The organism is Bdellovibrio bacteriovorus (assembly GCF_001592755.1).
Classification (GTDB): domain Bacteria; phylum Bdellovibrionota; class Bdellovibrionia; order Bdellovibrionales; family Bdellovibrionaceae; genus Bdellovibrio; species Bdellovibrio bacteriovorus_E.
Genome location: NZ_LUKF01000001.1, coordinates 299,603 through 311,802 on the forward strand (window position 1 = coordinate 299,603; position 12,200 = coordinate 311,802).

Sequence of the window (12,200 nt, forward strand, 5' to 3'; positions counted from 1 at the left end):
GCGCCGCTGAAACACCTATAGAGCGGCTTCAAGAGCCTTAATAATAATGGGATCCTCTGGAGTAATATCCGGAGAGAATCGAGCAATCACTTCGCCTTCACGATTGATAAGGAATTTTTCGAAATTCCAAAGGATGTCTTCTTTCTTTTCGCGCACGATGCCGTACTCTTTGAGCTGTTGCTCAAAGTTAACACCGTCTTTCAAAGTGGCCGTCGGCTTCTTTTCAATAAGGAAGCGGTAAAGGGGGTGCTGGTCCTCGCCTTTCACCACGATTTTTTCAAACATTGGAAACTTAATACCAAACTTGCTTTGGCAGAAGCTTTGAATTTCAGCGTTGCTGCCGGGCTCTTGCGCGCCGAACTCATTTGCGGGAAATCCAAGAATCGTAAATCCCTTTTCCTGGTACTTTTCATAAATCTTTTCCAAGCCTTCGTACTGCGGCGTCAGTCCGCATTCTGATGCCACATTCACCACCAATGCCACTTTGCCTTTGAAGTTTTCCAAAGGTGTGCTTTCACCGCGGATGTTTTTCATTGTGAAAGCATAAAAACCAGTACTCATAGCGAACTCCTTCGTAACTGACTGCGGTTCAGATTCTTGCCGACCTTCGACAGGATTCATTACCGCGATTAGACTCTCACTCTGATCTTAAAGGTGCAAATCAGAATCTATTTTTAAACGCAGCATCCACCGAGGGTGCATTCCATGAAGTTAATTTTTTTTGTTTGCAGCATTCTGAAATTCTTCCCGAAAAATTGCCCACTTCCGCCACAGCACCAACAGTGGCAACAACTCCACGGAGATGGGGAAATGAAAAACAGAAGTCTTAGTTTTAAAATATACTTTGTAATGGGCATCCTGATTGCAGGATCAATTGTCATTGCCGCTATAGGCCTGAGCCGTATGGGAAAAATCAATGACGCTCTTCACTCTATCGTGGAAGAGAAGTCAGCGCGAGTCTCTATTGTTAAGGACATTCGTTCTATTTTCTATTTGCAGTTGATGAACGAAAAAAACTACATCCTTGAAAGCGATCCAGAGAAGATGAAAAAAATCGATGCGCTGATGGAAACACGCCACGATGAAATTCTTAAACGCGTAGACGCGCTTTATTCGGTATCTACCGAAGTAGGTAAAGAAGAAGCCACCAAGTTTAAGGCCGCTTATCAAGAATGGTGGAAAAATACTCAGGAGGTGAAAGCCTTTGTCGCATCGGGCGATAAAGGTAAAGCTTTATATCAAAGTCAATCCGTCGGGCACGAGATTCGCCAAACAAGTGAAGCCATTATTAACGGCAATGTGCAAAGAAATGAAGAGCGCATGTCTAATGATGCTCTTCAGGCAGAGAAAGATTATGAAGCAGCCAAAACGCTGATGATCACTGCCAGCATCGTGACGATTTTATTAGGCCTCTCTATCGGTGGACTGATCTTGCGATCACTTTCGAAGTCCATCAACCAAATCATCGAAAATCTTTCGGCATCTTCGAATCATGTCTCGGCCGCTTCCCAACAAATTGCCTCTGCCTCTGTTGAGTTGTCCGAGGCGACCACTGAACAAGCTTCGTCATTGGAAGAAACGGTGGCCACCATTGAAGAACTTTCTTCCATGGTGAAGGTCAACGCGGAAAACGCCGGACAAGCTTCGAAACTTTCAGGACAAGCCAGTGAAATCGTCGCTCGCGGCGAAAAGGAAATGACTTCATTAATTTCTTCGATGGGAGAGATTTCACAAGACTCAAAGAAAATTTCGGACATCATAAACGTGATTGATGATATCGCTTTCCAAACAAATCTTTTGGCATTGAACGCAGCCGTCGAAGCCGCGCGTGCGGGGGAACAAGGAAAAGGTTTTGCGGTGGTCGCCGAAGCGGTTCGCACTCTAGCCCAACGCAGCTCCATTGCGGCAAAAGACATTGCAGAACTCATCAAGTCCAGTGTCGGGCGTATTGAATACGGTAGCGAACAAGTAGAAAAAAGCAGTGCTGTTTTAACAGAAATTTTGGGAGCAGTGACGAAAGTAGCGCAACTGAATGAAGAAATTTCGGCGGCTAGCACTGAACAATCCAACGGCATCGCCCAAATCAGTAAAGCCATGAATCAACTAGATCAAGTGACACAAGTGAATGCGGCATCTTCCGAGGAGGCCGCGGCATCCGCCGAAGAACTTTCTGCACAGGCCGATAGTTTGAAGAATGTGATTTCCACACTTGTCCAAGTTGTTAAGGGCAAATCCGAAGACCCTGAAATAGTGCCTGCCAGCAAGTCACCGGCGAGAGCGTCCGTGAAAATGACATCCACTAGACCCTCGATTTCACACAGTGAAGATTTGCTTCCGTTAAATTCCGCCGGCTAGGTCTCTTGGGAATTAACAGCAACGTGTAGTTTTTCGCAGCCTCCGCTTTTCGCTCTGTAAATTCAAGTTCTTATTTCAGAATTTACAGAGCAGGGAGGCTTTTTCATGAGAGATACAAATCCACGATTTCGCCATATCACATCTGATAGCGTCGACTATGGTTTAAGAACCAACGCCGTTCACAACCCGTCTTCAGGTTACAGCTATTCAGATGCTGAATCTTATGAGTGGGATCGTTCCATGAATCCGAACGTCCGTTACGTTCCAGGAGAGAGCAATCGAGATCTTGCCCGCCGCGACCGCGACTATTCAGGAGTGGGACCGAAAAACTACCGCCGTACTGACGAACGCATCTATGAAGATGTCTGTGAAGTTTTGTCTCGACATCCTGACATTGATGCCAGCGAGATTGAAGTTTCAGTGCGTGAAGGCATTGTATTTTTAGATGGCACTGTAGAAACTCGCCGGGTTCGCCAACTCGCTCAAGAAATTATTGATGGGCTTCCAGGGGTTGAAGACGTCGAGAACTATCTAGACGTCCCTCAAAGAGATCGTGATCGCCGACGTATTGCACGCAGCTTAAGTTAAAAGGGGATGTTCTCCCCTTTTCTTTATTTAGCTAAAACTATCGTCTTAAATCCGCCATAAGCCATCTTGCTCATTTCAAAAGGGCTGTCTTTGGGATCGAAGTTCGTCATAAAAGGATCCGCCATGACCTTTTTGTTAACGGCATTACGATGCGCTTTGGATTTATAAACTATCCATGAGAACACAACTGTTTCGCCCGGCTTCGTCTTCGCAAGTTTTGTAAAAGGCATGACTCCTTTCACGTTCAAGTCGTCGCCCACTGTTTCAATGTATTCCAATGCTCCGTACTTCATCCACACTTTAGAGGCCTTTTTAGACACCTGTTGATACTTTTTAAGTTTCGATTTTTTTATCGCAATTACAAAGCCGTCGACATAAGCCATTGATGAACTCCTTTACGAGATTTAGTTTAGTGCATGATCAATTTTCTAGGCTCAAAAGCCAAGAAAATAAAGAACTCATACATTTTTCAGGCAATTTTTTGCTTTTTTCAAATATGTAAATTAATGGCTCTAGTCCGCCCTAGAAAAATCTTCGTTTACAAGTTCAAATACCGCAGCCGCACCAGCCATGGAACCACTTGCCGCTGCTTGCAGCACGGATTGCATCATCGTCATATTGTCTCCGGCCGCAAAAACACCAAGGACGGATGTTTGTTTCATTTCGTTAACTTGATAAAGTCCCATTTCATTTTTTTCGCATCCTAGATTTTGACCAATATCCGATTTCATTTGAAACGGAAGAAGCGGAGTTGCAAACAAAGCTTCTCGTTCATTTATAGAACCATCTTCAAACCGGATGCCTCGAAGGTTCATTCCCTCAAAAAGCAATCTCTCGATCCGCTTTTCAACGATTTCAATATTATTTTTCTTCATCAACATTTTTAAATCTTCTGAAAAATCGGCGGGGCCGTTTGTAAACACAGCCACATCTTTAGACAACGCGGAAAACATGGGAATACCGTGCGCAAGAAATTTGCCGTTACCGATGATTCCTAGCTTTTGATTTCTTACTTCAAAGCCATGGCAATAGGGACAATGAAAGACGGATTTTCCCCACAACTCTTTTATGCCGGGAATAGGGGGCAAACGGTCCTGAATACCGTATGCAAGAATCACTTTTCTGAAGTCCTTCACTTCTCCAGAAGAAAAACGAGCGCGAAAATGACTTGAGTTTTTTTCAACCGAAATGACGGAACCGGAAAAGAACTGAATCGTGCTATATTTTTCAAGATCCTGACGCGCTTCTTTTCTCCAGGCCGCTGGATGAACTCCGTCTTGAGTCGGAAAGTTGTTCAGATGTTCGGAAGCTTCATTGCGAGGTCGAGCATCGTCACACACCAAAGCCGTTCTACCGATACGTCCTAAAGACATTGCGGCACTTAAGCCCGCAGGACCACCACCTATAATAAGTACCTCTAGAGTTTTATTCATGCGACCTCCGTACCCTTCATTGTAATAGAATCAGGGTGAAACGATAATTGCTAATACGATTGAATTATTGATACTTTTTTGGTATCAATAGTTATGGATCTATCTAAACTCAAAGCCTTTGTCGTTGTGGCCGAAGAACTGAACTTTCGTAAAAGTGCGGAAATTCTGGGGATGTCCCAACCTCCTCTAACTCGCCTTATTGCCTCGTTGGAAGAGGAACTGGGGACATCTCTTTTTGAAAGAACCACTCGGCACGTCAAGCTCACGGGTGCGGGTGTCTTCTTGCTTAAAGAAGGAAAAGAAATCCTGAATCGGGCGCAAGGACTAGAATCCGAAATCAGGGCTTTAGGTAAGATGAAGGCCGGAAAGATCAGCATCGCCTTTTCCTCCACTGGTTTTTTGGCAAACCTCCCTAAAATTATCCGTGAGTTTCAGGATAGATTCCCCAAAATTAAAATTGAGCTTCAACAAGAAACCCGTTCCGCCATTGTTAAAGGTCTAAAAAGCGGCCGATTTGACGCGGGATTTTTGGAAGGCAGCCTCAAAGAAGAAAATTTTCAGTTCCACCCAGTCCAAGACGAGAATTTAGGGGTTTTGCTTCCGAAAAATCATCCGCTGAGCCGACGAAAAGAAATTGAATTTAAAGAGCTGAAAGATGAAACCATCATTCTTCATCCGAAGAAAGACAATAAGGATTTCTACGAGACGATTTCGTACTTATTTGTTCAGGCGGGCATAAAGCCTCTGACCTACGTAAAAAAGGATCACGAAAGCTGTCCTCTTCTTGTAGCCACGGGAAAAGGAGTTTCTTTGACTATCGCCGCGACTCAAAATTTCGCACCGACAGAAACTCGTTTCGTACCGATTAAAAAACTTTATTTGCCGGTCAGCGTTTTTTGGGAAAATGAAAATACAAATGCATCCTTAAAGACATTCCTTAGCTTCGTCGTTGAAAATCATGCTCTTTCTAACGGAAAGCCGGAATGTCTTATGGATGTGATGAGACTTTAGTGAGACGTGAATTCAGAGTTGAAAGCATGAATACGACGACCGATTGCTGTCAGGCTTTGCTCTAATGAATCGGCACCCTGTTCTAGTGTTTTCAATCTAGATACTTGTGCTTCTTTTTTCAAATTTCTGGCTTCATCAATAAGCGGTTCTAGTTGCAATTGAAATGCCGCTAAACGCATTGCCACTTTGCTTTGCTCTTCATCTGAAATCTGTTCGCCCTCAGGGCGTTTCAAGTCATTCAATGACAGCGTCAATTCACGAACTTTTTCACCTAAAGCACGAAATTGTTCCATCTTTTGTTGGTGCTGATTTTGACGAGCTTCTAATTGCTCAGCTTTTGCGGCGACCAAGGCGGCTGCTTTTTCAGCTTCGGCGCGCGCTTCATTTAATGAAGTCGAAAGTCGAACTACTTCATCAGAAACACCGAGGCCACATTCTGTAAAACGATTCATCAAGCGCTGAACCTGCTCGAAATCAAAATCAGATTTCAACTCCATCTCATCGATCTTCGCTCCCAGGCGAACAATCTCAGAAAGATAGTTATCGAGTTTTAAAGCGGCTTCTACCAATGCAGAGGGATTTTTGATCTTGTTTGTCATGCCCGGGTTATGGCACAGGCTGATTTTAAAGCCAAATTTTTCGGACGCAGTTTCCGTTACAAGTTCGCCATAAAAGCAAGGGGTCTAAGAAAGACCCCTTTTATTTTCTTATAAAGCAGGATTCGCCAACATTTGAATATGAGTACGAACATCCTTAGGCCACTTCGCGATCAGCTTTTTAAACTTCTCTGCATCTTTGGCAAAAAGAGCTCGCAATGCTTCCTCATAGTCAGGAAGATCTCCGGCCATCACCGTCATAAACTTATAAGTCGCATCTTGCGCCTGACGAATCAGATCCTTCGCGGCGTTTTTCTTTTTCGCCTCGTCGACCAGTCTTCGCAGCGTCACCGATGCTCCACCGGGTTGCTTTGCAAGCCAATCCCAGTGTTGGGGTAAGAGAGTCACTTCTTTCGAGGTGACTCCCAGCTTAGGACGACCGGGACCGCCTTTGGCAGGTTCTTCTTCTTTTAACAATCCTGATTTTTCAAGTCTTTTTAAAACCGCATCTATCGTTCCTCGAAAATCGACTTCCACCTGTTGACTGGTTTGATTATCAAAGATCAGAATCGCTGCTTGCGGGTGATTCTCTAGATGCTCCTTCACTTTTAAAGCGACGTCCTTAATACCGCCGCTAGCGATTTTGTGTGAACTGCTAAATGCTGTGCAAGTTTGTAAATCACTTTGCTGCATAAGCATCTCCTTTCAATGACTTCGCGATAAGCCACATCATAAATAAAGTTACAAGAGAGCTTGCAATCACGACGTAACCGACGACATCGTAATGCTCTAACACTCCCCTAGGTCCCTCGACGACGATAAGACCAGCCACGATAGATGCAAATCCACCGGCAACTTGCTGAATGGACGAGCCGACAGACATGAAGGCCCCTCGATTAGATGCTGAAGGGATACCTGACATCAAAGTTTGTGACGGAATCATGCGCGAGAAAATTCCCACGAACATCAAAACATTGACCAAAATCACAAGGCCCAATGGGGTGATACCAAGGTGAGTGTAAATTCCCACCATAATAATCCCTATGATAGTTCCAAATAAAAACACCTTGAAATTTCCGAACATGTCACATGCTCTCCCCACCATCGGACCGATTAGGATCGAAGCAAAACCCGAAATCAGATAAATCATCGGAAGCTGATCTTGGTGAATTCCTAAATTATTCACCGTGAATGCCGTACCAAAAGGCATCAGCATAAAACCCCCGATGGAAAGAAGGGCCGTCGCGGCAAAGGCCATCAGATATTTCGGTGTGGCTACCGTCGATACCAAGTGTGCTACGGGACTGCGATCCGTTTGAATTTTCAAATGCTCATTAATGGGTTTCAGATAAGCAAAAATGCCAATTCCTGCAATCACACTGACAACGACGATCATGATGAACGGAGCTTTCCAGCCCCAAAGATTTGAAAAGTAGAGTCCCGCGGGCAGGCCAAGAATCTGGCTGGCAGCAAACGCTGTTTGCACAAATCCCATCACACGACCGCGCTTTTCCATAGGAAATAAATCTGTGATGATGGCAAAGACGATCGAACCAATCACTCCACCAAAGATACCTGTGATCAATCTAGCGGCGACCAGCCATTCGAAAGTATTCACCAGCCCACACATCAGCGTTCCTAAAACGAAGCCGGTATAAAAAAATAAGAGCAGTTTTTTTCGATCAAAGCGGTCTGCAAAACCCGCCGCTAAAAATCCCGAGACTCCGGCGCTGAAAGCGTAGCCAGAGACGACGATTCCAAATTGTGCGGGAGTGATCTTAAGCGCGGGCATCAGCACGGCTCCCAGCGGAGATACAATCATAAAATCTAAAATGATTGTGAATTGAAGAAAGGCCAAAAGCGCCACGACAAATTTTTGATAGCCCGTAAAAGGCTCTATTCGTTTTTCCATGAAACTAATTATACCCGGATAAAATAAAAAAGCAATATTATCCGGGTAATATTATTAAACTAAACAAATATCCCTGTTTTCAATAACTTAGGGATAATTTTAAATGCGGTGTTCGCTTTTTCGCTGCTGAATTTCTTTAAGCTGGGCCTTCTGGTAAGCGCCAAACACGCCGTTAAACAAACAGCGAATAAGCGGATCTTCCACGATATCGGCGTATTGAATTTCTTCTTCGATTTTTTCGGAAAACGGGAAGTCATTGATACGAACATACATAGATGTCAGCGCTTCGCCCAATTCTAAGGCCGCATACAGTTTGAATAAAGGAACTTCTGTCGTCCAACCGATCGGGATACTAGAAGATCCTTCAAGGATTTCTGCTGAAGAGTCCTTAAGTAAATAATTAAATTCGAAAGCCTTACCGTCGTTATCAAAAAGAGTTAAACGCCAGCGACGCGTTTTAAAAAAATAATCCTCTTCAGGAGGCTCCATGGATTCAAATTTTTCGATAAGCTCTTTTTGGCAGTATTCCAGCACGCGCGATTTCTCTGCCTCAGAGAGTGGGGGAAATTTTCTGGCAATTTCTTGTGTTGGTGGGGGGATCAACGCGGGATCAAAATCATAGTCGACGTTTTGTTCGCCCAAAGGTTTTATCCACGCTAAAGAACGAGACTGTTTTATTCCACCGGTATTAATCTCAACGGACACACCTGGATTCAGACGCACAACCTCTGTGCGTGGCAAAGCTTCAGAAATTTCTTTTTGAAACTGCTTATATGTGATGGGAAAGAAAGCTTTGTTATACCAAGACCAAGGCTCAAGTTGAAACTGACAAGAGCTCGGCACGATGTATTTAGGATTTAAAGTTTTAATTTGCTGAACCCACTCGGGCGGAAGACTGCGTGACGCTTCCAAAGCACGTGAAGGTGCGATGACATCCAGTTCGCGCATCGTTTGAAAAGGCCAAAGCACCATATCCCATGGGCCTTCGCTTTTTAATAAATCCAAGGTGGAATAGTCGATCCACGAATCCACAACATTGAGCACATTTAAACCTTGGTGTTTGATCTGAAAAAGAGAATCGACATCTTGATCCAATGCTCGGCGAGGTATGACTTCGATGTCACCGATCCGCACGCTCTGATTAAGTTTTAAAGAAAAGACATTTTTAAAGCCAAGCTCACGAATCAAAGTGAACATCTCTTCATGAATACAGAACATATAAAGCGGTGTCTCTTTGTCCAAGAGATTCAGGCTTTCCATCGAACAGTGGTCGTCGTGATAATGAGAAATAAAAATCGCGGAAAGTTGAAGCTCGTTGATTTCTTTTAGGTCGAACTGAACAGACGGAAAAGCATGACAATTGCGACTGAACGGGTTTTCAAAGATAGGATCAAACGCGATCTTAGCAGCGCCCGTTTCAAAAATATAACCTGCATGCAAAATTCGAGAGATTTTTAAAGACACGGGCGCATCATATTTTATTTTGCAGATTCAACCAAGCTTTTAAAGTTCTGAAGCCCTTTATCGAAGATGGGACTCATCATAAAATCCATCATTATGCCAAGGTAGCGTTTAAAGTAAGGAAGTTTCTGCTCATAAGACCACGTCAGCGTAGTTGCATTGTCGCTTGAAGCGGCGACAATCCAGTGAGCCATCGCTTCCCCAGGCATAGGCTTGATAAAATCCATGCGCACGTCGACCGACTTATCTTGCACGATATTGACGATAGTCATCTTGCCTTCGCCCGATTTTTCTCCTGAATAAGTCATTGTAGAACCAACACCAGTTCCAGCCACTTCTGTTTTTGACGTCGGATCGCTTTCGCTAAATGGATTCCACTTCACGAACTCATTAAGGTCCGTCAAACGTGGAAAAACGGTGCTCACGGGTGCGTTGATTTCGATACTTCTTACCAACTGGTATTGAGCAGGCATTAACACCGGTGCGATCAGCAATACAATGACCAAAGCAATAAGGAAATACATGGCTGTTCTCATAAAACTCCTCTCATTTTCCTAACACAAAGTCTGTCTACACTCTACATAGCTGTCACGCGCAAAAACGAGTCATCCTGTGATCCAGACTAGGAAGCAGCGAAAGACCATGTCAAAATAGCCTTCTATGTTAAAAACGTTCTTTCCTGACCGCGACCACAAAGCTCTTTTATTTGATTTCGATGGCACCGTTGCTGACACCATGGGTGCGCACTTAAAAGCCTGGAATATTGGCCTAGCCTCTTACAATCTGACTTTAAGTAAAGAGCAACACCAGGCTTGGGCCGGTCGCCCAACAAGAAAAATTGTCGAGATGCTAAATGAAATGCACAAAGTGCAAATCCCTGCCGATGCCTTCCTGAAAGAAAAAGAAGTGCATTACTTTTCTGCGATTAGCGAAATCAAAGAGATCAAAGCAGTGATGGACGTCATCAAACACTATCACGGCAACTTACCGATGGCGATTGTGACCGGCAGTCGTCGTCATCCCGTTGAGACAACCTTAAAGCACTTGGGAATCACTAAATACTTTGATCAGTTAATTTGTGCTGAAGATTATCAGAACGGAAAACCCGCTCCTGATTGTTTCCTATTGGGCGCAGAAAAACTAGGAATTGCACCTTCTGACTGCCTGGTCTTTGAAGATGCCCATTTAGGAATCGAAGCGGCCCGCAATGCACAGATGGATTGTTTGAAAGTGGACGAATACCAAAAACTCGTTCTCGTTAAATACTAATCTGGTTTGTAGCTACTGATATTTTCAAATAACTTGGAAATACGATGATAAAGCTCCGCAATATTCTTTTCGGGGCTTTTTCCTGATAAGTTTGAAGCATCTTCAATTTTTTCAATACAGCGCAGATCTTGGCAGATGTAGTAAGAGCTACTGACATCGGAACTCATATTCACCGTCAGCATTCCAATATCCTCTGACGAACCATAGGCGTGACACCAGCTACAAAGACCTCCGACAGGTTCACCCGTAGCTGCGGTTTTTTTAAAAGCGACCCCACGTGGAAGATCCCAGTTTGGCATTTTAAATACGAGGTAAGTGTAAACGCCCGAAGGCTCTCTCCATGTAAAGTAAGAACTCACGTTGAGCGGGAATTTCAAATTTTCAGGTAGAACAAGTTTCTTTTGATCGCGATTACGAAAGGACTGAATCAGCTCTGCTTCAGACGCAATAGAAAAGACATGCTCTTTTTGAAAGTTATTTATTTGCGATAGCACCTAGGTCACCTCATTCTAAGAATGATTTTAGGCCAGATGTTACGAAAACAAAAGACTCAATTTCTAGGTCGGGCTTGTTTTCAGAGAGCGACTCAAAATCACTCTCTAATACCAGTGACGTTTACCAAAGATGTGTCAAAGGCGTCACCGTCTGCCAGGAGGTGGTTTAAAATAGAGCTGTCCCCTCTATCGGGAAAGGATGACTTTATGAAAGCAAAATTTACTTCCCCAGAATCCGATCGACGCACTCACCGCCCGCATTTGGAATGGGAAAAATCTGAAATTATCTCTATAGCTCCAGAGGCCTCACTGACAGAGGCTGCGGAACTTATGAAGGAATATCAAATCGGCGATGTCTTAGTTATGCACGAAGATGGACATGGTTCTTTATTGGGTATTTTAACAGACCGAGATATTGCCATGTGTATCGCTGACGGCGCAAATCCAGATCGCGTGCGCGTAAGTCGGGTGATGTCGCGATCTCCGATATCGGCCCGAGCCGAAGACGACGTTTTTACGATGATATCCTTGATGAAACGTTCCGGTGTCACTCGATTGCCTCTTTTAGATCGCCGGGGCCGCCTGACCGGTGTCGCTACGGCGAAGAACATGATTGAAATTTTAACAGGTGCTCTGTTCGACCTGACACAGATTGGAGAAACTCAGCACGATAATGAATGGCAGAAACACTAGGAGGTTTTTATGAATGCTCCGAATAAAGAAGAAATATTGAATTTAGAAAATCGGTATTGGGATGCAATGAAGACAAAGGATGTCGAAGCGGCCGTGTCTTTAACAAAATTTCCGTGTACGGTCACAGGACCTGATGGTGTTCGCAGTATCGACGAAGAGCAATACCGTCAAATGATGAGCTCGATGACTTCAACAGATCACTTTAAAGACATTGAAATTAATGAGCCCCAGTTTACTGTGCTTAACGACGATGCCGCTTTACTGACCTACAATATTGAAGTGAAGGGCATGAAGATGCTCGATGTTTCAACGTGGGTCCGCGAAAACGGCAAATGGGTTTGCGCTTACCATTCTGAAAATCCATTGCATTAATTTTTTACCGGAGTCG

15 protein-coding genes are annotated in these 12,200 nt (G+C 44.1%); 6 read left to right on the forward strand and 9 right to left on the reverse strand.

What is annotated here, in order from left to right:
* Nucleotides 1–15: 15 nt before the first annotated feature.
* Nucleotides 16–561, reverse strand: coding sequence for a glutathione peroxidase (locus AZI85_RS01465; protein ID WP_063242404.1), 546 nt, complete (start codon nt 559–561; stop codon nt 16–18).
* A gap of 249 nt (nt 562–810) precedes the next feature.
* Here AZI85_RS01465 and AZI85_RS01470 point away from each other — a divergent pair, with 249 nt between their 5' ends.
* Nucleotides 811–2,355, forward strand: a complete 1,545-nt coding sequence (locus AZI85_RS01470; protein WP_172795287.1) for a methyl-accepting chemotaxis protein — start codon at nt 811–813, stop codon at nt 2,353–2,355.
* Between the two features lie 105 nt (nt 2,356–2,460).
* Entirely contained in the window at nt 2,461–2,943 is a 483-nt protein-coding gene (locus AZI85_RS01475; protein WP_063242406.1) for a BON domain-containing protein, read from the forward strand.
* Nucleotides 2,944–2,966: 23 nt separating this feature from the next.
* Here the strand turns inward: AZI85_RS01475 and AZI85_RS01480 are convergent, their stop codons facing one another.
* Together AZI85_RS01480 and AZI85_RS01485 are read right to left on the reverse strand one after the other, a co-directional pair.
* A complete protein-coding gene (locus AZI85_RS01480; RefSeq protein ID WP_063242407.1) occupies nt 2,967–3,326 on the reverse strand; it encodes a DUF1428 domain-containing protein in 360 nt (119 codons plus the stop codon).
* 129 nt (nt 3,327–3,455) lie between these two features.
* The gene (locus tag AZI85_RS01485) at nt 3,456–4,376 is read right to left on the reverse strand and encodes an NAD(P)/FAD-dependent oxidoreductase (protein ID WP_063242408.1); all 921 of its coding nucleotides are present in this window, start codon (nt 4,374–4,376) and stop codon (nt 3,456–3,458) included.
* 93 nt (nt 4,377–4,469) lie between these two features.
* Between AZI85_RS01485 and AZI85_RS01490 the strand changes: the two genes are divergently transcribed.
* The gene (locus AZI85_RS01490) at nt 4,470–5,387 is read left to right on the forward strand and encodes a LysR family transcriptional regulator (protein ID WP_063242409.1); all 918 of its coding nucleotides are present in this window, start codon (nt 4,470–4,472) and stop codon (nt 5,385–5,387) included.
* On the opposite strand, the gene AZI85_RS01495 is transcribed toward AZI85_RS01490, so the two are convergent.
* From AZI85_RS01495 to AZI85_RS01515, 5 genes are all read right to left on the reverse strand, one after another.
* Nucleotides 5,384–5,986 (reverse strand): hypothetical protein, encoded by a 603-nt coding sequence (locus AZI85_RS01495; protein ID WP_063242410.1) that lies wholly within the window; start codon nt 5,984–5,986, stop codon nt 5,384–5,386. The two genes, AZI85_RS01490 and AZI85_RS01495, sit on opposite strands and share 4 nt — an antisense overlap.
* Before the next feature lie 108 nt (nt 5,987–6,094).
* A complete protein-coding gene (locus AZI85_RS01500; RefSeq protein ID WP_063242411.1) occupies nt 6,095–6,676 on the reverse strand; it encodes a DUF2239 family protein in 582 nt (193 codons plus the stop codon).
* Entirely contained in the window at nt 6,663–7,895 is a 1,233-nt protein-coding gene (locus AZI85_RS01505) for an MFS transporter (protein ID WP_063242412.1), read from the reverse strand. The genes AZI85_RS01500 and AZI85_RS01505 overlap by 14 nt, the downstream gene beginning before the upstream one ends.
* A 99-nt stretch (nt 7,896–7,994) precedes the next feature.
* On the reverse strand, nt 7,995–9,359 hold the full coding sequence (locus tag AZI85_RS01510) for an MBL fold metallo-hydrolase (protein ID WP_063242413.1): 1,365 nt from the start codon (nt 9,357–9,359) through the stop codon (nt 7,995–7,997).
* A 14-nt stretch (nt 9,360–9,373) separates the two neighbouring features.
* Nucleotides 9,374–9,892, reverse strand: coding sequence for an SRPBCC family protein (locus tag AZI85_RS01515; RefSeq protein WP_063242414.1), 519 nt, complete (start codon nt 9,890–9,892; stop codon nt 9,374–9,376).
* A gap of 124 nt (nt 9,893–10,016) precedes the next feature.
* Here AZI85_RS01515 and AZI85_RS01520 point away from each other — a divergent pair, with 124 nt between their 5' ends.
* Nucleotides 10,017–10,625 (forward strand): HAD family hydrolase, encoded by a 609-nt coding sequence (locus AZI85_RS01520; RefSeq protein WP_063242415.1) that lies wholly within the window; start codon nt 10,017–10,019, stop codon nt 10,623–10,625.
* On the opposite strand, the gene AZI85_RS01525 is transcribed toward AZI85_RS01520, so the two are convergent.
* Nucleotides 10,622–11,119, reverse strand: coding sequence for an FBP domain-containing protein (locus tag AZI85_RS01525; RefSeq protein WP_063242416.1), 498 nt, complete (start codon nt 11,117–11,119; stop codon nt 10,622–10,624). The two genes, AZI85_RS01520 and AZI85_RS01525, sit on opposite strands and share 4 nt — an antisense overlap.
* Before the next feature lie 207 nt (nt 11,120–11,326).
* Between AZI85_RS01525 and AZI85_RS01530 the strand changes: the two genes are divergently transcribed.
* Together AZI85_RS01530 and AZI85_RS01535 are read left to right on the forward strand one after the other, a co-directional pair.
* Entirely contained in the window at nt 11,327–11,812 is a 486-nt protein-coding gene (locus tag AZI85_RS01530) for a CBS domain-containing protein (protein WP_063242417.1), read from the forward strand.
* A gap of 9 nt (nt 11,813–11,821) precedes the next feature.
* Nucleotides 11,822–12,184 carry a nuclear transport factor 2 family protein gene (locus AZI85_RS01535; RefSeq protein ID WP_063242418.1) on the forward strand — a complete coding sequence of 121 codons (363 nt, stop codon included), beginning with the start codon at nt 11,822–11,824 and terminating at the stop codon, nt 12,182–12,184.
* Nucleotides 12,185–12,200 lie beyond the last annotated feature (16 nt).